This window comes from Mesorhizobium sp. B2-4-3 (assembly GCF_006442815.1).
GTDB lineage: Bacteria > Pseudomonadota > Alphaproteobacteria > Rhizobiales > Rhizobiaceae > Mesorhizobium.
On the sequence record NZ_VFVL01000028.1, the window covers coordinates 48,066 to 69,351 of the forward strand.

Sequence of the window (21,286 nt, forward strand, 5' to 3'; positions counted from 1 at the left end):
GAGATGCCGCTTCGCGACATCAACGACCTCGAAAGGCTGAAGAAGATTAACGCGGCCCTCGTCAGCCGCGTCGAACGTTCGATGGACCAGCAAGGCAACGCCTTCTCGCTGTTCCAGACCGCCATCTCGCTGGAAAACCGGGTGCGCAACCGCACCGAGGAACTGCACGCGACGCTGCGCCGGCTCGAGCAGTCGAACATCGACCTCAGCGAGGCGAAGGAGAACGCCGAACTGGCGAACCTCTCCAAGACAAGGTTCCTCGCCGCCGCCAGCCACGACGTGCTGCAGCCGCTCAACGCCGCGCACCTGTCGGTCTCGGCGCTGGCCGAGGTCCAGGCCAGCGACGAAGGCAGGAAGCTTGTCCGGCAGGTCGAGCGCTCGCTGGAGACGATGGAAGACCTGCTGCGCACGCTGCTCGACATCTCGAAGCTCGACGCCGGGGTGGTGCAACCGGAAGTCGTCGACGTCAGCCTGGAAGCGCTGTTTTCCTCGCTGCGCTCGGATTTCCTGCCCGAAGCGGAAAAGAAAAGCCTGTCGCTGAAATTCAGGCCGGTGAACGTGGTGGTGCGCTCCGACCGCACGCTGCTCAGGCGCATCCTGCAGAACATTCTTTCCAATGCGCTGCGCTACACCCGCTCGGGCGGCGTGCTGGTCGGCACCAGGCATCGCGGCGACATCATCCGCATCGACGTCGCCGACACCGGCTGCGGCATTCCCGAGGACCAGCGTGAGGCGGTGTTCGAGGAATTCCACCGCGGCACCTCGACGCTTAACGATGCGGAGCTCGCCGGCGGGCTTGGCCTCGGCCTCGCGATCGTGCGCCGCATGGCGGCGGCACTCGGCCACCCCATCACCTTTTCCTCGAGGGTCGGGCGCGGCACCATCTTCCATATCGACGTGCCGGTCGGCATGGCCACGGCCGAGCCGGCGATGGCCGCCGCCGACATGGAGCGGCCGCGCGGCTACGGCCTGTTCGGCACCAGGGTGCTGCTGGTCGAGAACGACTTGGACGTGCTCTCCGCCATGACTTCGCTGCTCGAGCGCTGGCAATGCCTGGTGCGCGCCGCCACCTCGACCGATGATGCGCTCGACCTGCTCGGCGACACCGCCTGGGTGCCCGACATCATCATCGCCGACCAGCATCTCGACGGCGGCGACCTCGGCACCTCAACAATAGCCGAAGTGCGCGACTATCTCGGCCGAGCCGTGCCGGCGCTGATCGTCACCGCCGACGGCTCCGAGCTCGTCGCCAAGGCTGCCCGCGCCGCGGGGATCGAATTGATGCGCAAGCCGCTAAAGCCGGCGCAGTTGCGGGCGCTGCTGGCGCATTTGCTGGCTTGACCCTCCCATGGCAGATGCTAGGCCGTCTAAAAGCGGTAGTTGATCCCGATCCTGAGCGTTTGAATCTCGGCGCTCACTTTGCCGGGGAACGGCACGACATCTGGAGCGTTGGCGAGGGAAAAATCCTCTTTGCCGACATCGGCAAACAAATATTCGCCTTTGATAGAGATCTTTTCGGTCAGGCCGATTTCTGCACCACCACCAATCGTCCAACCCAAGTTGGTAGTAGTAGTGCTTCCACCGGCGCCTTCCAGCTTATAGTTGGCCACGGCGAACCCACCGGTTACGTAGGGCAGGATACTATTAAAGGTATAGCCCACTTTTCCACGGAATGTGCCGAAGACCCTCAATGTCTCGTCATAATTCGCGGGACCATAGGCCGTTACCAGGAAGCGGTGCCCCTTAACATTACCAAAGGATACATCGCCTTCTATGCCATAGACCACCGCGCCATCTTGCCAGTTGTAGCCTGCCTGTACGCCGCCGAGAAATCCATCGCCATCTTTGCGAAGAAAGGAGATTTCGTCGAAGACTAGGGGGTCGTTGTACTTCGTGCGCCCCCATGCATATCCTGCGTGTCCACCGACATAGGCGCCTGACCAATTATAGATCGATGAGACCGGCAATCCATCTACAGTATCTGCTGCCACGGCACCTGTCGCGAATCCAGCAAGCATAGTTACTGCAAGAATAATTGACTTCATCATATAAACCTCACTTGACCGAATATGCGTTGTGCATCTGTCACGATCAGAACCTTGCTGGAATTGGACGAACACTTTATTGCCCTGCCTGGCGAGCGGCTTGACTACCGACATGCCAAGCGCCATTGGAGGCCAAACGGCGAAGCAGGAAACTACCGCAGCACCGAAGAACGCTCCCACCGAGCTCACATTGAGGCTGCGCCTCTTCCCTTCGGCATTGGAACGGTGTCTGCGGCAGGTGTGATCGGCTCACGCTCATCTTGTCCCTGGCCTTTTTTTCGCTGTTTGCTGCGGGTCGCCATCAGGAATACGCAGAAAGCGACACCCGCACCTGTAGCGTATCTGAACCAGGCGGGACCAATCGCGCTGGAGCCAATCCAGCCGTGCATCGCGGCGACGACGAAGGTCATCAGCAACAACCCGATGCCGAACGCCTCCGCAGCTGACAAATCCCCCAGAAGCCACCCCAACCGTCGGCTCGTGACCCTTCGACTGAGAGACCTCAGCAGATTCCCGGCAATTGCTCCCGCAAACGCGATAACGGCGGCCGCGCTCGCAATACCGCCGAGAAAGCGTAAGACATCCAGGAACATTCTCCTCCTCCTTATTGCCCCAAGCGGCAATTGCTGCGTTCGACCTTCCGCCCTCGCCGTCAGCCGCGAATGCCGGTGCCGGACATTTTAGGCGGTGGCTGTTTCTTCGGGTTGGCGTCGGGCTGCAGCAGGTGTTTTGTGACAAAACTCCGGATGGCGCCTCCGAAGGTATTGACCAAGGAAGGTTCTCCACCCGTGTGCGGACTGCATTGCCTGTCGATCAAATCTCCATAGGCATCGGCGAGGCCGGATGCCGATGACACCTTCTTGCGCGGGCTTGGCCCAACGTTGAGGTTGGCCATCGCCCCGTCCTTCAGCCGGATATTCATCACTCCAGACTGCTTCTGGGTGTTGTAGTGCACGAATGTTATCGTCCCTCGGCCTCCGCAGACCGGGACGTTGACGGGTCCGCTCAAGTCTCGAGTGGGCTTTTCGCTCTTCTCGGGACGCGTTACGCCTTGGCTCTCGGCGGACACGGCTTCGACATTCCCCATGCGCGCAACCTCCCAGCTGCACACGCCGCCGTAGGTGGTTTGCCGATAGGTTCCGCTCATGGTCGATCCGTTGATCGTGCCTGAGAAAGACGCCGTGTTGCCGAAGATGTTGCCTGAAACGAAAGATATGGAGGACCCGGTTGCTCGCCCGGATTTGACGGTGCCGTTGGTCAAGCTTCCAGATACGTTCCCAGCCGGGTCTACTTTGAGGGATATCGACCCTGATCCATAAGGACAACGGATACGTCCCGTCCAAACTCCAGAACTGTTAGCCGCACTTGCCTGGGAGGCGAACAAAATCAAGCAGAGCGAGAACGCCCCGAACGCGGCCGCGGAAGATGTCTTGTACAAAGTCATAGCCCCCAATCCGTTGGCGCTGATCGCGCTTCATCAATCCCAGACACGTCAACGCGCTCGCTGCCGCTCGGGAAGATCAATCCTTCAATCGGTGCTCCCCCCTGTTTGGCCAGCTCCGCTTTAAGGCCGTTCACGTCATTTCCACCTTCAGCAGAACGCCATTGCGACCATTAGGATGCCAAGAGTTCTCAGTTGTTCACGTTGTCGTCTTGTGTGTCGATAGATTCTTGGGCCTCATCCACGAGCGCGTCAGGAACAGTCGGAGTGTCGTCGGCAAGATCTGTAAGGTCTTGGGCCGCTTCGCATTCGCCGCCTGCCGCTTCTGAGCAGATATCGTCGGCGAAAGAGGCTTGAGTGCTTAACGTAAGCCCGAGGCATGCAGTAGAGAGCAAGGTACATACCATGATCGCTTTCATATATTCCTCTATGTTGTTGATTTCCGAACACGAATTGATGAGCGGCAAATAGCCGTCTCTCCCACCGAATCTCGGCCAAGATCGCCTTCAACCTGCAAAAATTCTCGAACGCCAGCCACTACCAAATGGGGGTTGGCGGAAAGGATCTGTCAGAGAAAATAGGAATCCGGCGCGCCGAGTGCGGATCGCCACAGTGGCAACTTATGCGAGGCATTTTGACGTATGGAGGGGGAGTTTGCGTAACTTACTCATCGGGCTTGCGTTGCTGTGTTATTTTACAGCCGAATCGGTTGCCTGTGTGGTCATGACCGAGAATAGGCGGGGAGACAACTGCAACTCAGCAAATAGCTTGAGTGTCGAAGTTAAGAACTATTGCAGCACATCAGTGCGTGTAGTGATCTGTCTTCGGGGGGCTGACGGCAATTGGGATTGTGGATCAGATTCCAGTTTGATGCCCAATTCCAGTCATTCTAACTTTATATGTGATGCCTATGGTGTCGACGACATAGATGTATCGTACTGTGAGGCTTTTGGCCATTGTAGAGGGCGCCGTTGATGGCCAGCTCTCGGTGCTTAAGGACTCCCCTTTGGCTTGCGGCTCTAGTGGATGGAGTTGCATTGAGGCAAATTGTCCGCGTCGTCCTCGCCTTGCTTTTTGTCTCATTTCCGGCATTCGCAGAGGCGGAAATAATTCGACTGCAGTGTTCCCACGATTGGGCAAAAGCCGAGATCGTCGACATCGATCTTGAACGGCGCGCCTTCAAATTTATTCGCGTGCGAGGTCAGGGATCACTTGATGAACTAAACAGCGATAGGATCGATTTTCACGCTCGTCGCGACGCTGAGACCTCCATGTGGTATCATATAGACCGCAATGACGGCACACTTTCTGTGAACGTCTATTTCACCATTGATGGCAAGGTAAATAGGACTCCTAGCGTATTGTCGGGAGAGTGCAAGAAGATCGAACGCAAGGTTCAAGGGTTTTAGAGCCTGATCCGAAACGCGGCATTGGGCGTGACGGACATTTGATATTTACGATAGCTCGAGGCCTATCTCAACGCCACAACCGCAACTCCAGCGCTGACCAGGATACCGCCGGCCGTCGGTTGACGCGGCGACCCGTGATCGGGGTACGGAGCAGCTTGCGGGCGCGACTGACGGGGGATGACATGGCCGCCTATCAAGGTCACCTCGACAGCGAGGATGACAGTCGCCTTCTTGGCTATCGCGCCCGTGACAAGAGCAGCATGAGCTGTCCCTGCCGCGAGGTTCCCGTCTTCTGGAGGATGGCTTTCAGCCTTGTCCTGGCGGTCCCCTCCGTAATGGCGAGCTGGTTGGCGGCATCGGTCACGGACTCCCCGAGCATCAGTCTCTTGCAGAAGACTATCTCCGAAGGCGTGAGGCCGTAGAGCGTGGAGAGCGACGCAAGGTTGTCTGCATCCGCGCGTTGCAGGCCGAGATCGACCACCAGGACCAAGACCATCTGGCGCGGAGGAAGCAAAGACATGATACTCGCGGGCGACGGTCGAGGGAGCGGGATGGCGGCGACCGACATCTGCCAAGCTCCGGTGGCGGTGCGGAAGGCGATGCGCGAGGCGAGCGTCGGCGTTCCCGTCGATAGCTTCTCAAGCGCCGCTCCGAAGCGTGCATCCGCGTCCTTGTCCATGAGGTGGCAGCGGCTGTTGCGGACTGCCACGCCACGCCCCGAGGAAAAAAGCTGCTCGGCCATCGGGTTTGCTTCGCGCAGCAGCCGGTCGCCCGCAACTACGAAAGCCGCGCACCGACTGCGCTCCACCAGAGCCGCCTCGGCGACCGACGCCTCGGTGTCGGCGCGGAGCAGGCGGGCGAGGTTGACGGAGCGCTCCAGGCTGCCACGGATTCGGCGCAGTATTTCCAGGCCGGCCCTGTCGTAGACGCCGGATTTCGAAAGCGGGAAATGCAGGAGCACGTGTACCGCCTCGTCGCGCTCGCCGACGAGCTTCATACCGGCGGCGGCTACGGCCTGGTTCTGCGGTAGCAGCCAATCATTGTAGAACTCGGATTTGGCGATACGTCTTGCCGGGTACACCTCCTCGGAAGCGGCGATCGTGGTGCTCTTTAGCGAGGCCCAGTATGCCGCCCACGGATTGACGTAGGCGAAGTGGTCGACAAACGACTTGACGAAGGCGGGATCCATGTTCTGGATCGACAGGAAGTTCAGGCGGCTTTCCGGGAAATTCATGTTGTAGAGGCAGCCCCACGACCCGGGGAAAGCGCTGCTCAGCGCGGCAGGCACCGAGTCCCACTGTCCGCTGCCAAAGGTGGCAGCGTCTATCGCCGCGGCGATTTCAGCACTGATCGCCGCCACTCGCTGCTCGTCGTAGACGTCAACAGGCCGTTGCCCCATGCCCCCGGCAGTTCCCAACCGCCCGCACAGGCGGGCCCCCAAAAGTCGATTCCGCGGGGGAAAGATAGCGTGCGACGCCGCGATTGGAAACCCGGCGGGTTTACATTAGCAAAGCATGGAAAGCCGGGCATTGAGGGACGCATGGTCAATCGCGCGGCAAGAAACATCGCTTTCTTCGCGAAAGTCACTCGGCTTCCACCCCCATTTGGGGGCCGCTTCAAGGGATTTTTCTATGCAAGAATTGGAATAGCTGCGGCTCAAAAGAATTCCAGAGGTCTCCATGCGCTTTCGTTTGATCATTGCCATGTTCGTCGCGCTCGTCGTGGGCGCGTTTGATTCGATCAGTTCGAGCGAGGCCGATTCGCTCTGCGGTCCAGCAAACCCATCTGGCATTTAATGCGCGGGGCTGCCGACCTATCGCGCCGCCTGATCGGCCCCATCTCCCATTTCCGGACATAGCTCAGCGTCCGCTGCCGGACAGCCTCACCACGATAGTCCTCGCGCCGGTCCCAGTAACGGACGTGGCGGCGGCCGGTTGGAAGTCAGAACAACTATCCCTTTTTAGCACCCGAATTGCTGACAAGATTGGTCTATCAGATGTTGGTGGGTGATTGGAGGCGCACTTTGCGGGTTATAGCAGTTTCTCTGTTGTGCATGTCTACGCTGGTGAATGGGGCGGCGGCAGCATCGTTATATGAACGATACGCAGGGACAAAGATCACCATTCACACGACCAACACGTTTCCGGACGGTCAGGTGACTAATTTTGACAGCTCTTTCACTATTACTGAAAAGGGGCTGGCAGCACCAGGCGTCCCCACCATGAGGGATCGATCCGTAGTAAAATCTGACGCGTACACGACTGAATCGTTGTCAACAAACGGCGATACGTTCACGCTCGAGACAACCCAGCCGAAAACAAAATCCTGGCCCACCCCGTTCCGACATACCCTTACAGTGACCATGAAGGGCGACACGTGCCGCGCGACAGCGAAATCAAGTCACTATCGATCGGTGATTACCTGCGTGGTGGTTTCTCGCGGAATACCTCAAGCCAAAGACAACGGCAAAGCCTGCAAGGCGGTACAGAGCGCGATAGCGCAAATAAGGCGGTTGGCTCCAATGAAAGGAAGCACCCATAGCCTCAGGTCGGCCATGAATTGCGACAAAATGATTTCGATCGCCAAAAGCATAAAGGGAGCAGGATGCCCATCGATGTTTACGAAGGTTGATGCAGCATTATCCGAGTCGCAGCGATTTTGCATCGGAGAAGGCCCCGATCCTCGCGGCCCTACCGGCGAGCTCGGCGTACGCGGTTAGTCGTTGGTCTCAGCCTTTGCCGGCGTAGATCGGCGCTCAGCGAAGTTGATCTGTGTAGATATGCTGTAGATGAGCCGTCTTTCGGCCAATCCCGAATTATCGTAACAGCGCACTTTTCAGCCGGCGTTCAAAACCCCGCCTGGTCGCGAAACAGCTCCGCATTGTCGAGCTTCGACACCTCGATCACCGCTTGCGTGCGGCTGTAGACGTTGAGCTTGCGCAGGATCTCCGAGACATGCGCCTTCACCGTCGTCTCGCCCACCTGCAGCTCGTAGGCGATCTGCTTGTTGAGCATGCCTTGTCTCAGCATCTGCAGCACCCTTAGCTGCTGCGGCGTCAGCCTGGCCAGGCGCTGTACCATGTCGGCGCGGTCGGTGCTGTCGGGATCGGGCGGCTGGCCCTCGTAATTTTCCGGCACATAGACCGCGCCATCCATCACCGAGCGGATGGCGGCGGCGAGATCGCTCTTGCGGGCCGATTTCGGGATGAAGCCGGCGGCGCCGTAGGACAGCGCCTCGGAGATGATCTTCGGCTCCTCATAGCCCGACACGATCACCACAGGCAGCCGCGGATAACGGGTCCTCAGCTGCAACAGCCCCTCGAAGCCATGCACGCCGGGCATGCTCAAATCGAGCAGCGCGAGGTCGAACGGCTTGGCGTCGGCAAGAAGCTCGATCGCTTCCGCGATCGAGCGCGCCTCGACCGTGTCGACGTCCGGATAGGCCATCTGCACGGCGCTGTGCAGCGCCTCGCGAAACAGCGGGTGGTCGTCGATGATCAGGAAGCGGGCGCGATCGCTGACGGAGGTCATTGCACGGGTTCAGGCATCGGTTCGGTTTCAGCCGGCACAGGATAGTCCCGTGATCATGGCCAGATTATTGGCAAATAGTACACGCCCAATGGTACAGCGCATTGTCACTGAAACGACAGGCCGATGTGCAGGGGACGCCCGAGTCTTGCCGGCCGGTGGAAATCGGCCGAAGGTGCGGACGATTCATGCCAACACAGAGAAAAATCATGCCAGAATTCGTCCTTCCGCCACCGGCGATTGCTTCGGTTGCCGTCGCGGGCTCGGCGGAGCGGTTTGCCGTGCGCCGCGTCTTCTGCGTCGGCCGCAACTACGCCGCGCATGCGCGCGAGCTCGGCAATGACGAGCGCGACCCGCCCTTCTTCTTCACCAAGCCGGCCGACGCGGTGGTCGACAGCGGCGCCGAGATCCCCTACCCGCCGCTGACCTCGAACCTGCACCATGAGATCGAGCTGGTCGTCGCCATCGGCGAGGGAGGCCTTCACGTACCCCGCGCGGATGCGCTCGCCCATGTCTGGGGCTATGGCGTCGGCGTCGACCTCACCCGCCGCGACCTGCAGGATCAGGCGAAGAAAGCAGCCCGCCCATGGGACTGGTCGAAGGCATTCGATCAGTCCGCGCCTTGCGGCCCGCTGGTTCCAGCCGCGAAAACGGGACATCCGGAAAAAGGCCGTATCTGGCTTGCCGTCAACGGCGCAGTGAAACAGGACGGCGACCTTGCCGAGCTGATCTGGCCGATCGCCGACATCGTCTCGATCTGCAGCGAGGCGGTCGAGCTTCGGCCCGGCGACCTGATCTTCACCGGCACGCCGGCCGGCGTCGGGGCGGTCCAGGCGGGCGACAGGATCACCGGCGGCGTCGACGGCATCGGCGAGATCGCGGTGACCATCGGGCAGCCGAGGCGATGAGCGACCTCGTCCTTCACAATTACTATCGATCCTCCACCTCCTACCGGGTGCGGATCGCGCTGGAGATGAAGGGGCTGGACTACACCTATGTGCCGCATCATCTGCGCCACGGCGAGCATCTCGAGCCCGCCTATCTCGCGGTCAACCCGCAAGGCCTGGTGCCGGCGCTGGTGCTGGACGGCGGCACGCTTTTGACCCAGTCGCTGGCGATCATCGAATATATCGACGAGATCCAGCCGGAGCCGCCGCTGCTGCCGAAGGATGCGCTGGGCCGGGCACAGGTGCGGATGCTGGCGCAGATGATCGCCTGCGACATCCACCCCGTGAACAATCTGCGCGTGCTGACCTCACTGCGCACTTTGTTCGGGGCCGGTGACGAGGACGTCGTCAACTGGTTCCGGCACTGGGTGAACGAAGGTTTCCAGCCGCTTGAAAAGATTCTCACCTCCTCGCCCGAGACCGGCGCGTTCTGCCATGGCGACACGCCGGGCCTGGCCGACATCTGCCTCGCCGCCCAGGTGACCAACAATGCCCGTTTCGGCGTCGACATGGCCCCCTATCCGGTGATCGCGCGCATCAACGCCGCCTGCATGGCGCTGCCGGCGTTCCAGAAGGCTGCACCGCAGAACCAGATCGATGCCGAATAACAAACTGAAGGACTCCCCATGAAAGCTGTCGTCTTTGAGAAATTCGGCGAGGCGCCGACGATCCAGACCGTTCCCGATCCGAAGCCCGCCCCGGACGGCGTGGTCATAAAGGTCGAGGCCACGGGTCTTTGCCGCAGCGACTGGCATGGCTGGATGGGCCATGATGACGGCATCACGCTGCCGCACGTTCCCGGCCATGAACTGGCCGGCGTCGTCGTCGCCGCCGGCAAGCAGGTCGGCCGCTGGAAGGCCGGCGACCGCGTCACGGTCCCCTTCGCCGTCGGTTGCGGGCGCTGCTTCGAATGCACGTCGGGCAACCATCAGGTCTGCGAGCATCAGACGCAGCCGGGCTTCACCGGCTGGGGCTCGTTCGCCGAATATGTCGGCATAGAGCACGCCGATACCAATCTGGTGCGCCTGCCCGAGGAGATGGAGTTCGCCACCGCCGCCAGCCTTGGCTGCCGCTTCGTCACCTCCTTCCGCGCCATCGTCGACCAGGGCCGGGTGACGCCCGGCGAATGGGTGGCGGTGCATGGCTGCGGCGGCGTCGGCCTCTCGGCGATCATGATCGCCAGCGCCATGGGCGCCAATGTGATCGCCATCGACCTCACCGACGAGAAGCTGGAGTTCGCCAAAAAGATCGGCGCGGTGGCGACCATCAACGCCTCGACGACGCCGAACGTCGTCAAAGCCGTCAAGCAGATCACCAATGGCGGCGCGCATATGTCGATGGACGCGCTCGGCCACCCTACCACGTCCTTCAACTCGATCTCGAACCTGCGCCGGCGCGGCCGCCACGTTCAGGTCGGGCTGATGCTGGGCGAGCATGCCCGCCCGCAGGTGCCGATGGACAAGGTCATCGCCTTCGAGCTCGAAATCCTCGGCAGCCACGGCATGCAGGCCTACCGCTACTCCGCGATGATGGAGATGATCCGCACCGGCAAGCTCAAGCCTGAGCTGCTGGTCGGCAAGAGGATCAGCCTCGAGGAAGCGCCCGCCGCGCTGATGGCGATGGGCGGCTTCGAGGGTATCGGCATCGGGGTGGTGACGAAGTTTCAGTAGGCGCCTACCTTGCAAACTTCTTCGCGCCGAACACGCAGGCCACCACGCCGAGCGTGACGACCACCATCATCGGGCTGACCTTTTCGTGCAGCAGGCTCGCCGCCAGCGCCAGGCCGAAGAAGGGCTGCAGCAATTGCAACTGCCCGACGGCGGCGATGCCGCCTTGCGCCAGGCCGCGATACCAGAAGATGAAACCGATCAGCATGCTGAACAGCGAGACATAGCCGAGGCCGATCCAGGCGCCCGAACCAATGGCGGCGAAAGACGGCGGCAGCGTCGCGAAGCTCAGCGCCAGCATGACCGGCAGCGGCAGCGCCAGCGCCCAGCATATCACCTGCCAGCCGCCGAGCTTGCGCGACAGCTTTGCCCCTTCGGCGTAGCCCAGCCCGCAGACGATGATGGCGCCGAGCATGAGGCCGTCACCGACCGGCGAGGCAGTCAAGCCTTGCGACAGGGCAAAACCCGCGACGAGCGCGCTGCCCAGGCACGAGAACAGCCAGAAAGCCGGGCGCGGACGATCGCCGCCGCGCAGCACGCCGAAGATCGCGGTCGCCAGCGGCAGCAGGCCGACAAAGATGATCGAATGCGCCGAGGTGACATGCTTCAGCGCCAGCGCCGTCAGCAACGGGAAGCCGACCACGACACCCAGCGCGACGACGACGAGCGAGATCAGGTCGCTGCGCTCCGGACGCTTCTCGCGGAACAGCAGCAGCATCGCAATCCCGAGCAGACCTGCGATTGCCGCCCTGGCCGCCGTCAGGAAGGTCGGATCGAAATCCATCACCGCCACCCGCGTCGCCGGCAGCGACCCGCTGAAGATCAGCACCCCGATGAAGCCGCTGAGCCAGCCGTCAAAACTCTTTTCCATCATCTGCTCCGTTTGCGTTTCCGTACGAGGCAGGTCATGGCGTTACCAGAGACAATGGGGTACAATTCCACAAAACTGTAATGGTACTTCGGGCAGTACGGATGGCGGATACCCCTCTGGAAATCGACGGCTCGCGCACGCTCGTCGAAAGCGTGATGGCGACGATCCGCCATCGCATCGCGGCACGCACACTGACGCCCGGCGCGCGCCTGCCGTCGATCCGGGCTCTCGCCAAATCCTTGCAGGTGTCGAAATCGACGGTGGTCGAAGCCTATGAGCGGCTAGCGGCGGAAGGCGCGATCCGTTCGCGGCCGGGCTCGGGTTTCTACGCCGCCGGCCAGCTCGCGCCGCTGTCGCTTGCCGAGATTGGTCCCAAGCTTGACCGGGCCGTCGATCCGCTGTGGGTGTCGAGGCAATCGCTCGAAGCGGGCGAGGAGATGCTGAAGCCCGGCTGCGGCTGGCTGCCCGCGTCCTGGATGCCGCAGGCCGCCTTGCGCCGGGCACTGAGGACCGCGGCCCGCGCGGACGACGTCGCGCTTGCGGACTACGGCACGCCGCTTGGGCTGCCGCCGCTTCGCCAGTTGCTGGCGCGGCGCATGGCCGAGCACGGTGTCGAAGCCTCGCCCGACCAGGTCATGCTGACCGATTGCGGCACCCAGTCGATCGACCTTCTGTGCCGTTTCCTGATCGAGCCCGGCGACGCGGTGCTGGTCGACGATCCCTGCTATTTCAACTTCCACGCCCTGTTGCGCGCCCACCAGGCCAAGGTGATCGGCGTGCCCTACACGCCTTCGGGTCCGGATATCGAGCTCTTCGCCGAGGCGCTCGCCGAGCACAGCCCGCGCCTCTACATCACCAATTCCGGCATCCACAATCCGACCGGCGCGATCCTGTCGCCTGTCACCGCGCATCGGCTCCTGAAGCTCGCCGACCAGGCGGACCTCACCATTGTCGAGGACGATATCTTCGCCGACTTCGAGCACAGCCCTGCCCCAAGGCTGGCGGCCTTCGACGGGCTTCAGCGCGTCGTCCAGATCGGCTCCTTCTCCAAGACGCTGTCGGCCTCGGTGCGCTGCGGCTTCATCGCGGCGCCACCCGACTGGATGGAAGGCCTGACCGATCTCAAGATCGCCACGACATTCGGCGGCACCCGGCTGTCCTCGGAGCTGGTGCTGAGCCTTTTGAAGGACGGCAGCTACCGCAAGCATGTCGAACAGTTGCGCACCCGCCTGTCGCGCGCCATGGACGAGACCGCCGGCCGACTGAAGGCGACGGGCATCGTGCCCTGGATCGACCAGCCTGCCGGCATGTTCCTGTGGTGCCGCCTGCCCGACGGCATCGACGCGGCCGACGTCGCCCGCCATGCGCTCTCGGATAATGTCGTGCTGGCGCCCGGCAACGCCTTCAGCCTATCGCACACCGCCGGCCGCTTCATGCGCTTCAACGTGGCCCAGTGCGCCGACGAGCGCATTTTCCTCGCCCTGGAAAGGGCGGTCGCGGCATCCCGCCGCATGGCGGCGTAGAGCAATTCCCGGAAAAGTGTGTAGCGGTTTTCCGCCCGGAATTGCGTAAAAACAAAGAGATAGAGCGCTTCGGCGTTTCCGTGAAACGATGAAGCGCTCTAGCGCGACCGTCGGTTGCCCGAGCGGTCTTCGGCTGGTAGTGAAACCGCGAGCACGCATGCCAGCGGGCATGCGCATCGTCACCGGGACCGACGGCCATGGGATCCAGCAAGTCAGCAGACAAGTAAGCCGCAACAGCGCTTCGTTGTTGCGGCAGTCTGTCCCGTCATTTCCGCGAGCAATTCCGGGAAAAGTGTAAAGCGGTTAGGCTCGGCCCTCAGCCGTAGCCTTCCGTCCGGAATTGCGTCAGAAAAGACTCAAGCAGATCGCCGCCGAATGTCATCATTTGAGCGGAACTTTCCTCATGTCTTCTCCGAACCAGCCGACATGGACCTTGTCCATGCCAGCAGCCTTGCTGCTTTTGTCTCCCTTCGAGGTCCTGGCCTCCCTCGCCATGGATATCTACTTGCCCGTCGTGCCGATCATGCCGGGCGCGCTCGGCGCCTCGACGGCCGTGGTGCAGCTGACGCTCAGCCTCTACATGATCTGTCTGGGGCTCGGCCAGCTTGCTTTCGGACCGATCTCCGACAGGATCGGTCGGCGCCCGGTGCTGATCGGCGGCGCCCTGTCGTTCGCAGCCGCCTCCTTCCTGCTCGCCGTCACGTCGCTTGCACCAGTCTTCCTTGCCCTTCGCATCGTGCAGGCCCTGAGCGCCTCGGCCATGCTGGTCGCTGTCTTCGCCACCGTCCGCGACGTCTATGGACAAAGGCCGGAAGGCGCGGTCATCTATGGCACGCTCGGCTCGCTACTGTCCTTCGTGCCGGCGCTGGGACCGATCGCCGGGGCTTTGATCGCCAATAGTTTCGGCTGGCGGGCGATCTTCGTCGCGCTCGGCATTCTTGCCGTGGCCGCCACGCTCAACGCCTGGCCAAGATGGCGCGAAACGCGCCCGCTGACCCATGGCCCTGCCCGCGCTGGTTTCGGGCCGATCCTGTGCAGCTTCGGCTTCTGGACCTACACGCTGGCCTTCGCCACCGCCATGGGCTCGTTCTTCGTGTTCTTTTCGACGGCGCCCAGAGTGCTCATCGGCAAGGCCGGCTTTTCCCAGATCGGCTTCAGCCTGGCCTTCGCCAGCGCGGCGCTGGTGATGATCATCGCCACCCGCTTCGCCAAAAGCGTCGTCGCGCGCTGGGGCATCGAAGGCAGCGTCAGGCGCGGCATGGCGATGCTTCTCCTGGGTGCTGCCCTGCTGGCTGCAGGACAGTTGTTCGCCGAGCCATCCTTCGCGAGCTTCGTCATGCCGATGTGGATCATCGCCATCGGCATCGTCCTCACCGCGTCGGTCACGGCCAACGGCGCGCTGGCGCCGTTCGCCGAGACCGCCGGCACGGCCGTCGCGCTCTATTTCTGCCTGCAGAGCGTGATCGTTTCCGCGGCGGGCACGCTGTTCATCATCATTCTGGATGGCGACACGGCATGGCCGCTGACCGGTTATTGCTCGCTGATGGCGGCGATCACGCTCGCCGCGCTCGGCGTATCGCTCAAACGAGCGGAAGCAGCCTGATCCAAGGCCACACAGGCGGAGAAGCCTCGCATGCCAAGGCGTCTCCGCCTACCGCCGCTGCGCGTATTTCTCGCCCTTGCTTGCTTGGCCTTCCGACGAGTAGCCGGCAATTGACACGTATTTGTCCTCCACGTATAAAGAGACAGACCTGTCTCATCATCAATCACGTGCCATGACCGACCCGACTAGGACCGACAAGCGCCAGCACATCGTTGAAACCGCTTACGGGCTGTTCAAGCGCGTGGGCTTTCACGCCACTGGCATCGACCGCATCATCGCCGAAGCCGATGTGGCCAAGATGACCATGTATCGTCACTTCCCCAGCAAGGACGATTTGATGGTCGAGGTCCTGGCCTACCGTGCAGAGCGGTTCAATCGCCAGCTCGACCGCCTTGCCGAACAGGCGGCCACGCCCGAACAGAAGATCGGCACAATCTTCGACTGGTACGGGCGCTGGTTCCACGGCGCCGATTTCCACGGTTGCCTGTTCGCGCATGCCCTGGCCGAGTTCGGCGATCCGGCGCACCCGGTGTTCCAGGCCGCCGTCAGACAAAAGAGCGGCCTGAAGCGGCGCATGCGGCTGATCCTCGAAGAGATGATGCCCGCCGACGCGGCGGAAAGCGTTTCGGCCGCCCTGCTGATGCTGCTTGAAGGCGCGACTCTAATGGCCCGGATGGGCCGGCCCGACGCCGCCATTCGCGATGCCCGCAGTGCGGCAATGGCCATTCTCGCCACGCGGGAGAGACCGCAATGAGCGCGACAGTCATCAGCCTGGCATTGTTCGCCGCGATTCTGCACGCCAGCTGGAATGCCTTCTTGCGAACCGGCAGCGACAGGCTCTGGACCGTCACGGTCATGAGCTTTTCGGCGACGATCGCCGCCATACCGCTGGCGATCTTCAATCCCCTTCCGGCGGCGGCGGCCTGGCCGTATGTCATGCTCTCGGCCTGCCTTCAGATCGGCTACAGCCTCTTTCTGGTGGCAGCCTATCGATATGGCGAATTGGGACAGGTCTACCCGATCGTTCGCGGCTCGGTGCCGCTTCTGGTGGCGCTAGGCGGTTTCGTTCTGGCGGGCGAGCGTCTGAGCTGGCATCAGTCGCTTGGCGTCGTTCTCGCCGCGCTTGGCATCATGAGCCTTTCGCTTGGCAAAGGGCGCGCGGCAACGACATCAATCCTATGTGCCCTGGCGACCGGCACGATCATCGCCGCCTATGCGACGGTCGATGCCATCGGTGTCCGATCGGCGGGAAGCTCTGGCGCCTACACGGCTTGGGTGCTGTTGGTCTACGGCGTGCTGCTGCCGGTCACCTTCATCATCTGCCGCGGCAAGCTCACCGTTGACTTTCGTTCGCCCGATGCGCTGAAGGCGCTCGGCGGCGGGATTTTCGCCTTGGTTGCCTATGGCGCCGTGGTCGCGGCCTTCGCGCTCGGGCCGGCCGGTCCGATTACGGCCATACGCGAGACGAGCGTGGTTTTCGCGGCGCTGATCGGGCGGCTGTTTCTGGGAGAGACCCTCACGCCGAGGCGTATTGCGGCTTGCGGCGTTGTCGCGCTAGGCGCGATCTGCCTCGGCTATAAAGGGTGACTACGGCCGAGAGGCTGTTTCGAAATTCGCTCTGGCGAGTCATATGGTGGCGGTTTCGAGTACCGGAGCGGAGCGGAGCGGACCCCGCGTCCGTGAGCACCGGAAGCGCAGAAAACGCCACCAGATGTCCGCCGGAGTAGAATTTCCAAGCGGCCTCTAAGCCCCTGCCCGCTTGCGGCGCTCATACATCATCACCAGCGTCTCGGCTGTCAGCGCCGGCTTCTGCTCGCCCTCGATCTCGACGGTGTTGGCCGCCTTCATCAGATACTGGCCGGGACCGCGGTCCTCCATGGAAAGCAGCGTGGTGCGCAGCCTGATGCGCGCGCCGGCTTTTACCGGCGCCAGGAAGCGCACCTTGTCGAAGCCGTAGTTGAAGGCGGCCTGGGTGTTTTCCGGTACGATGCCCATCTCCAGCGCCAGCGCGCCGATGATCGACAAAGTCAGGTAGCCATGCGCGATCGTGGTGCGGAACGGGCTCTGCCGTTTCGCCCTTTCGGGATCGACATGGATCCACTGATGGTCGCCCGTGCATTCGGCGAACTGGTCGATGCGCTGCTGGTCGACCGTCGTCCAGTCGGACACGCCGAGTTCCTGCCCGGACATAGTGCGCAACTGTTCGAAGGTCGGCGGCGTTCTCGGCCGTGCTTCCGTCATTCCGGCTTTCCCATCACTCTTGCCTGTCTCCCGACCATGAAGCGGCGGCCTCTGTCAATTCGCCGCGCCCTAGATTTTCGCCGGTAGAGTTGATGCTTTGCGGCAAGCCGGGAACGCTCGGGCGGCTGGGCCGGTTGCATCGCATATCGGTCGCTGGTGGGTCCGAAACCGCCGGACAGGCTATTTCTTTTCGTAACCGGCGCGAATCTCCGCCATCGCATCCCTGATCCGCTCGCGCAGGATCTCGACCGATTCGGTGCTGGATTCGCGCACAAGGCCAGCCACTTCGCTGGCATTCTTCAGCGTCGTCTCGAACGACCTGCGGGCAAATTCAGCCTGCCTGGTCATCAGGTCCTGCGGATTGCCGGGCGTCTGGTAATTCTGCGCCATCCGCGTGATCTCGTGCATGGCATTCTGCACCATCTCATGCTGCCTCGCCAGCACCGAGGATGCCCCTGCCGCACCCGCCCTTGCCGATTTTTCCAGGGCTTCGAGATTCTTGCGATGATGATCGAGGATCGCCTGGACATCGACATTCGGCAGCTTGAGGTCGCGGCCGAACCTGCTGAACATGTCGAGGAACGAATAGGATTCCGGTTGTCTTGCCATGCCCTGCCTCCCGTTTGCCGCGCTTGCGGCGTCCCCGAAGGAGAATAGTGCGCCTTGGGCCAGCGTCAATTGACGAGAAACAGCCGCTCCGCCGCATGGAGCGCCAGCCCGGCAAGCCCGCCGATGATCATGCCGTTGAAGCGGATATATTGCAGGTCCTTGCCGATATTCATCTCGATCAGCCGCGTCAGCTGCGCCAGGTCCCAGCGCTTGACCTGGTCGGCGACGAATGTCGACACGCCGCTCTTCTGGCTTTCCACGAACGAAGACAGCGCCACGACAAAGCCCTGGTTCATGTCGGCCCTGATCTGGGCGTCGTCGGCGAGATGCCTGCCGGCCTCGACGAACATGTTGGCGAGGTGCTCGCGGATCGTCGAATTCGGCGCATTGACGTCCTGCTCGATGAACAGGCGCAGGCTTGTCCATGCATCGCCGGCCAGCGCCCTCACCTCCGGGCGGCCGAGAAAATCGCGCTTCAGCTTCTCGGCGCGCCTTGCATATTGCTTCGAGGTCCTGAGCCGCTCGATGAAGCCGAGCGCAAAGCGGTCGAATTCGGCGCGCATGGGGTGATCTGGATCGGCCCTGACCTCATCGAGCAGCGAACCCGCCGAAGCGACGATCTTCTTCAAGAGATAGGCATCGGCGCGAAACAGGTTGAACAGCGAAGGCAGTTCCTCGCGGATCTTTTCGCGCATCGTCTCGAGCGCCTGTTCGTCGTTGAGGAAACGTCCGATCACCCTTGTGAACTCGTCGAACAGCTTCTGGTGGCGGCGATCGTCGGTCAGCGCCGACAAAAGATCCGCCGCGAGCGGCGCCAGCGGGACCTTTTCGATCTGCTCCAGCATGCGGCTGGTGACGAAGTCGCGCAGGCCGGACTGCTCCACCGCCGTCAATGTCTGCGGCACCAGCCGGGCGACGAACCGCGACAGGCCGGCTGCGCGCTCGGCATCGGCCAGCCAGTCGGCGACCAGGGCGGCGAAGTCGACCTCGGCGAGCTTTTCGCGCACCGGCTCCGGCGCCAGGAAATTGGCCTCGATGAAGCGGCCGAGATTGTCGGCGATCCGGTGCTGGTTCTCCGGAATGATGGCCGTATGCGGGATCGGCAGCCCGAGCGGCCGCCGGAACAGCGCCACCACGGCATACCAGTCGGCGAGCCCGCCGATCGTCGCCGCCTCGGCGAAGGCCGCGACGAAGCCGAGCCACGGATGACTGCCCTCGAAGGACTTGGCGAGCGCGAAGACGAGGATGCACAGCGCAAGCGCCGCGGCGGCGACGAACTTGGTCCGCCGCAACGCCGATAGCTTCGCCTTGGCATCGGCGTCGAATCGAACCGGCGCGAAAGCCGGAGTTGATTGTGACATGGAAGGCCGTTTCCCTGTTGCACCCCGGCTTATCTAGTTCCCCGACACAGGGATTTTGAAGGTTGCCGTTTGTCTTGGTGTAAGATTCTCTATTCATTTCCGTGAAATCAGCGCAACCGCTTGGGATTGGCTGAAGCCTCCCAACGTCGTCATTCTATGGCGGAGCAAGGAGCGAAGCGACGAAGCGCAGACCATAGAATCCATTCCGTGACTTCGAAGCGTTGCTGCGGTGCAGAATTCTGCTCCGTTGCACGCCTTGGTAAAGGTAACGGCATGGATTCTAGGGTCTTCGCGACGGAGCTTCGCTCCTGCTCCGCCCTAGAATGACGATGGGGTGGGCGCAGGAGCCATATCGGGCAGCCATCCGCGCCGGCTTGCACAAAAAGTTGACACGATTATTCAGCTATGTACCGGTCCAGTCTGGAATTGTTCCAAACTATGGGCCATATTCGGCCCAAGCTAATATTTCGCGAGGATACCATGCGGCTCACGCGCCAGACCAACTATGCGATGCGCATCCTGATGTATTGCGCCGCAAATACCGACAGGCTGAGCCGCATCCCCGAGATCGCCGCCGCCTATTCGGTGTCGGAGCTGTTCCTGTTCAAGATCCTGCAGCCGCTGGTCGAGGCCGGCTTGGTCGAAACCGTGCGCGGCCGCAACGGCGGGGTGCGGCTCGGCCGTGCGGCGGAGCAGATCAATCTTTTCGATGTCGTGCGCGTCACCGAAGAGAGCTTTGCCATGGCCGAATGCTTCGAGAACGACGCCGCCGAATGCCCGCTGGTCGACAGCTGCGCCCTGAATTCGGCGCTGCGCGAGGCGCTCAACGCCTTCTTCGCCGTGCTTTCCCGCTACACGATCGCCGATCTCGTCGCGGCGCGCCCGAATGTGCGCAGCCTGCTCGGCATCGACCTCCTGGAGCGGCGCGCCCCGGCGGCGTGATCGAGCCCTAGCGGCTTGGTTCTCGGGGGCTGCCACCCCACGCCTTCCCTGGTGCGACGCCTCCCGGGTGGGGCGCCACCCACGGCTTCGTCATTCTAGGGCGGAGCAAGGAGCGCAGCGACGCAGCGCAGACCCTAGAATCCATTCCGTGACGTTCGAGCGCCGCAGCGATGCAGAACTGGCCGCGTTGGCGCCAGCACTCGTTCTGGACCGCTGCATTCTTGTTTGATGTAACGGAATGGATCCTCGGGTCTCCGCGTCCGCTTCGCTCCCGCTCCGCCCGTGGATGACGAAGTTCGCCGCCAGACCTAAGCGACCGACTGCGGCAGCACGAACGGCATGTTCGCGGCAGGCAGCGCGCCGACCTTCAGCCTGCAGTCGAACACCTTTTCGATCAGTTCGTCTGTCAGCACGTCCGTCGGCGAGCCGGCGGCGGCCAGCTGGCCGCGAGAGAGCACGAAAATCCGGTCGGCATACATGGCCGTCAGGTTGAGATCGTGCAGGATCGCCACCACGCCGCCGCCGCGCCGGGCGAAGTCGCGCGCGATGTTCATGATGATGAGCTGGTGCTTGACGTCGAGGCTGGAGACAGGCTCGTCGAGGAACAGATAACGCGGCCTGCCCTCGAGCACCGGCGCCCAGACCTGGCAGAGCACGCGGGCAAGCTGCACCCGCTGCTGCTCGCCGCCGGAAAGCTCCTGGTAGAAGCGGCCGGCAAAGCCGTCGAGGTCGACACGCGCCAGCGCCCGCTCGGGCAAACGCGCATCCTCGCCGGGCAGCACCCCGGAGCGCCCGCCGATCAGGCCGAGGCGAACGATCTCGTGCACGGTGAACGGGAAGGACAGCGTCGTGGCCTGTGGCAGCACCGCGCGCAGCGTGGCTGCCTCGACCGGCTTCATGGCGGACAGATCGCGGCCGTTGAGCGTGACGGTGCCGGTATAGGCGAGCTCGCCGGTCAGCGCCTTGAGCAAGGTCGTCTTGCCCGACCCGTTCGGTCCGACGATGGCCGAGACCTCGCCGGGCCGTGCGGCGAAATCGACATGCGAGACGATGCGCTTGCCGCTGATCGCCACCGAGATGCCGTGCGCTTCGATCATGGC

Annotated in this window: 21 protein-coding genes; 10 read left to right on the forward strand and 11 right to left on the reverse strand. The window is 62.5% G+C overall.

Annotated elements, in window-relative coordinates:
- The first annotated feature begins 3 nt into the window (after positions 1 to 3).
- Positions 4 to 1,341 carry a hybrid sensor histidine kinase/response regulator gene (locus FJ956_RS23130; RefSeq protein WP_140678180.1) on the forward strand — a complete coding sequence of 446 codons (1,338 nt, stop codon included), beginning with the start codon at positions 4 to 6 and terminating at the stop codon, positions 1,339 to 1,341.
- A 26-nt stretch (positions 1,342 to 1,367) separates the two neighbouring features.
- Here FJ956_RS23130 and FJ956_RS23135 read toward each other — a convergent pair whose 3' ends face one another.
- The 4 genes from FJ956_RS23135 to FJ956_RS23150 form a co-directional block, all read right to left on the reverse strand.
- Entirely contained in the window at positions 1,368 to 2,159 is a 792-nt protein-coding gene (locus FJ956_RS23135; RefSeq protein ID WP_181170224.1) for an outer membrane protein, read from the reverse strand.
- A gap of 71 nt (positions 2,160 to 2,230) precedes the next feature.
- Positions 2,231 to 2,638: a hypothetical protein gene (locus FJ956_RS23140; RefSeq protein WP_140678176.1), complete on the reverse strand. Its 408-nt coding sequence runs from the start codon at positions 2,636 to 2,638 to the stop codon at positions 2,231 to 2,233.
- A gap of 59 nt (positions 2,639 to 2,697) precedes the next feature.
- On the reverse strand, positions 2,698 to 3,306 hold the full coding sequence (locus tag FJ956_RS23145; RefSeq protein WP_140678174.1) for a hypothetical protein: 609 nt from the start codon (positions 3,304 to 3,306) through the stop codon (positions 2,698 to 2,700).
- A gap of 371 nt (positions 3,307 to 3,677) precedes the next feature.
- Positions 3,678 to 3,953, reverse strand: coding sequence for a hypothetical protein (locus FJ956_RS23150; protein WP_140678172.1), 276 nt, complete (start codon positions 3,951 to 3,953; stop codon positions 3,678 to 3,680).
- Positions 3,954 to 4,523: 570 nt separating this feature from the next.
- Between FJ956_RS23150 and FJ956_RS23155 the strand changes: the two genes are divergently transcribed.
- On the forward strand, positions 4,524 to 4,895 hold the full coding sequence (locus FJ956_RS23155; protein WP_140678170.1) for a hypothetical protein: 372 nt from the start codon (positions 4,524 to 4,526) through the stop codon (positions 4,893 to 4,895).
- Between the two features lie 235 nt (positions 4,896 to 5,130).
- On the opposite strand, the gene FJ956_RS23160 is transcribed toward FJ956_RS23155, so the two are convergent.
- Both FJ956_RS23160 and FJ956_RS23170 read right to left on the reverse strand, forming a co-directional pair.
- Positions 5,131 to 6,255 carry a hypothetical protein gene (locus FJ956_RS23160; RefSeq protein WP_140678168.1) on the reverse strand — a complete coding sequence of 375 codons (1,125 nt, stop codon included), beginning with the start codon at positions 6,253 to 6,255 and terminating at the stop codon, positions 5,131 to 5,133.
- A 1,486-nt stretch (positions 6,256 to 7,741) separates the two neighbouring features.
- Positions 7,742 to 8,425, reverse strand: coding sequence for a response regulator transcription factor (locus tag FJ956_RS23170; protein ID WP_140678165.1), 684 nt, complete (start codon positions 8,423 to 8,425; stop codon positions 7,742 to 7,744).
- Between the two features lie 206 nt (positions 8,426 to 8,631).
- Between FJ956_RS23170 and FJ956_RS23175 the strand changes: the two genes are divergently transcribed.
- From FJ956_RS23175 to FJ956_RS23185, 3 genes are read left to right on the forward strand one after another with little or no spacing between them, the layout of a single operon-like run.
- Entirely contained in the window at positions 8,632 to 9,330 is a 699-nt protein-coding gene (locus FJ956_RS23175; RefSeq protein WP_140678163.1) for a fumarylacetoacetate hydrolase family protein, read from the forward strand.
- Complete coding sequence (gene maiA, locus FJ956_RS23180) at positions 9,327 to 9,977, forward strand: maleylacetoacetate isomerase (protein WP_140678160.1); 651 nt, start codon at positions 9,327 to 9,329, stop codon at positions 9,975 to 9,977. The genes FJ956_RS23175 and maiA overlap by 4 nt, the downstream gene beginning before the upstream one ends.
- Positions 9,978 to 9,995: 18 nt before the next feature.
- Entirely contained in the window at positions 9,996 to 11,039 is a 1,044-nt protein-coding gene (locus tag FJ956_RS23185) for a zinc-dependent alcohol dehydrogenase family protein (RefSeq protein WP_140678158.1), read from the forward strand.
- Between the two features lie 4 nt (positions 11,040 to 11,043).
- Here FJ956_RS23185 and FJ956_RS23190 read toward each other — a convergent pair whose 3' ends face one another.
- Positions 11,044 to 11,907 (reverse strand): DMT family transporter, encoded by an 864-nt coding sequence (locus FJ956_RS23190; protein ID WP_140678156.1) that lies wholly within the window; start codon positions 11,905 to 11,907, stop codon positions 11,044 to 11,046.
- Positions 11,908 to 12,008: 101 nt separating this feature from the next.
- Between FJ956_RS23190 and FJ956_RS23195 the strand changes: the two genes are divergently transcribed.
- From FJ956_RS23195 to FJ956_RS23215, 4 genes are all read left to right on the forward strand, one after another.
- On the forward strand, positions 12,009 to 13,430 hold the full coding sequence (locus FJ956_RS23195; RefSeq protein ID WP_140781989.1) for a PLP-dependent aminotransferase family protein: 1,422 nt from the start codon (positions 12,009 to 12,011) through the stop codon (positions 13,428 to 13,430).
- Positions 13,431 to 13,833: 403 nt separating this feature from the next.
- Positions 13,834 to 15,033: a CmlA/FloR family chloramphenicol efflux MFS transporter gene (gene cml / locus FJ956_RS23205; RefSeq protein ID WP_140678149.1), complete on the forward strand. Its 1,200-nt coding sequence runs from the start codon at positions 13,834 to 13,836 to the stop codon at positions 15,031 to 15,033.
- A 172-nt stretch (positions 15,034 to 15,205) separates the two neighbouring features.
- On the forward strand, positions 15,206 to 15,787 hold the full coding sequence (locus FJ956_RS23210; RefSeq protein ID WP_140678147.1) for a TetR/AcrR family transcriptional regulator: 582 nt from the start codon (positions 15,206 to 15,208) through the stop codon (positions 15,785 to 15,787).
- A complete protein-coding gene (locus tag FJ956_RS23215) occupies positions 15,784 to 16,620 on the forward strand; it encodes a DMT family transporter (RefSeq protein WP_140678145.1) in 837 nt (278 codons plus the stop codon). The genes FJ956_RS23210 and FJ956_RS23215 overlap by 4 nt, the downstream gene beginning before the upstream one ends.
- Positions 16,621 to 16,776: 156 nt before the next feature.
- On the opposite strand, the gene FJ956_RS23220 is transcribed toward FJ956_RS23215, so the two are convergent.
- From FJ956_RS23220 to FJ956_RS23230, 3 genes are all read right to left on the reverse strand, one after another.
- Complete coding sequence (locus tag FJ956_RS23220; RefSeq protein WP_140647679.1) at positions 16,777 to 17,274, reverse strand: MaoC family dehydratase; 498 nt, start codon at positions 17,272 to 17,274, stop codon at positions 16,777 to 16,779.
- Positions 17,275 to 17,454: 180 nt separating this feature from the next.
- Positions 17,455 to 17,883, reverse strand: a complete 429-nt coding sequence (phaP, locus tag FJ956_RS23225; RefSeq protein WP_140678142.1) for a TIGR01841 family phasin — start codon at positions 17,881 to 17,883, stop codon at positions 17,455 to 17,457.
- 65 nt (positions 17,884 to 17,948) lie between these two features.
- Positions 17,949 to 19,244, reverse strand: coding sequence for a DUF445 domain-containing protein (locus FJ956_RS23230; RefSeq protein WP_140678140.1), 1,296 nt, complete (start codon positions 19,242 to 19,244; stop codon positions 17,949 to 17,951).
- A 480-nt stretch (positions 19,245 to 19,724) separates the two neighbouring features.
- On the opposite strand from FJ956_RS23230, the gene rirA reads away from it, so the two are divergent.
- On the forward strand, positions 19,725 to 20,186 hold the full coding sequence (rirA, locus tag FJ956_RS23235) for an iron-responsive transcriptional regulator RirA (protein WP_140678138.1): 462 nt from the start codon (positions 19,725 to 19,727) through the stop codon (positions 20,184 to 20,186).
- Between the two features lie 308 nt (positions 20,187 to 20,494).
- Here the strand turns inward: rirA and FJ956_RS23240 are convergent, their stop codons facing one another.
- Entirely contained in the window at positions 20,495 to 21,283 is a 789-nt protein-coding gene (locus tag FJ956_RS23240) for a heme ABC transporter ATP-binding protein (protein WP_140678136.1), read from the reverse strand.
- Positions 21,284 to 21,286: the final 3 nt, after the last annotated feature.

What these genes read in the sequence shown, in the direction of transcription:
- FJ956_RS23130 (WP_140678180.1), top strand. Translation starts at nt 4, where the DNA reads ATGCCGCTTCGCGACATCAACGACCTCGAAAGGCTGAAGAAGATTAAC.
- FJ956_RS23135 (WP_181170224.1), bottom strand. Translation starts at nt 2,159, where the DNA reads ATGTCGGTAGTCAAGCCGCTCGCCAGGCAGGGCAATAAAGTGTTCGTC.
- FJ956_RS23140 (WP_140678176.1), bottom strand. Translation starts at nt 2,638, where the DNA reads ATGTTCCTGGATGTCTTACGCTTTCTCGGCGGTATTGCGAGCGCGGCC.
- FJ956_RS23170 (WP_140678165.1), bottom strand. Translation starts at nt 8,425, where the DNA reads ATGACCTCCGTCAGCGATCGCGCCCGCTTCCTGATCATCGACGACCAC.
- FJ956_RS23175 (WP_140678163.1), top strand. Translation starts at nt 8,632, where the DNA reads ATGCCAGAATTCGTCCTTCCGCCACCGGCGATTGCTTCGGTTGCCGTC.
- maiA (WP_140678160.1), top strand. Translation starts at nt 9,327, where the DNA reads ATGAGCGACCTCGTCCTTCACAATTACTATCGATCCTCCACCTCCTAC.
- FJ956_RS23185 (WP_140678158.1), top strand. Translation starts at nt 9,996, where the DNA reads ATGAAAGCTGTCGTCTTTGAGAAATTCGGCGAGGCGCCGACGATCCAG.
- FJ956_RS23190 (WP_140678156.1), bottom strand. Translation starts at nt 11,907, where the DNA reads ATGGAAAAGAGTTTTGACGGCTGGCTCAGCGGCTTCATCGGGGTGCTG.
- FJ956_RS23195 (WP_140781989.1), top strand. Translation starts at nt 12,009, where the DNA reads ATGGCGGATACCCCTCTGGAAATCGACGGCTCGCGCACGCTCGTCGAA.
- cml (WP_140678149.1), top strand. Translation starts at nt 13,834, where the DNA reads ATGTCTTCTCCGAACCAGCCGACATGGACCTTGTCCATGCCAGCAGCC.
- FJ956_RS23210 (WP_140678147.1), top strand. Translation starts at nt 15,206, where the DNA reads ATGACCGACCCGACTAGGACCGACAAGCGCCAGCACATCGTTGAAACC.
- FJ956_RS23215 (WP_140678145.1), top strand. Translation starts at nt 15,784, where the DNA reads ATGAGCGCGACAGTCATCAGCCTGGCATTGTTCGCCGCGATTCTGCAC.
- FJ956_RS23220 (WP_140647679.1), bottom strand. Translation starts at nt 17,274, where the DNA reads ATGACGGAAGCACGGCCGAGAACGCCGCCGACCTTCGAACAGTTGCGC.
- phaP (WP_140678142.1), bottom strand. Translation starts at nt 17,883, where the DNA reads ATGGCAAGACAACCGGAATCCTATTCGTTCCTCGACATGTTCAGCAGG.
- FJ956_RS23230 (WP_140678140.1), bottom strand. Translation starts at nt 19,244, where the DNA reads ATGTCACAATCAACTCCGGCTTTCGCGCCGGTTCGATTCGACGCCGAT.
- rirA (WP_140678138.1), top strand. Translation starts at nt 19,725, where the DNA reads ATGCGGCTCACGCGCCAGACCAACTATGCGATGCGCATCCTGATGTAT.
- FJ956_RS23240 (WP_140678136.1), bottom strand. Translation starts at nt 21,283, where the DNA reads ATGATCGAAGCGCACGGCATCTCGGTGGCGATCAGCGGCAAGCGCATC.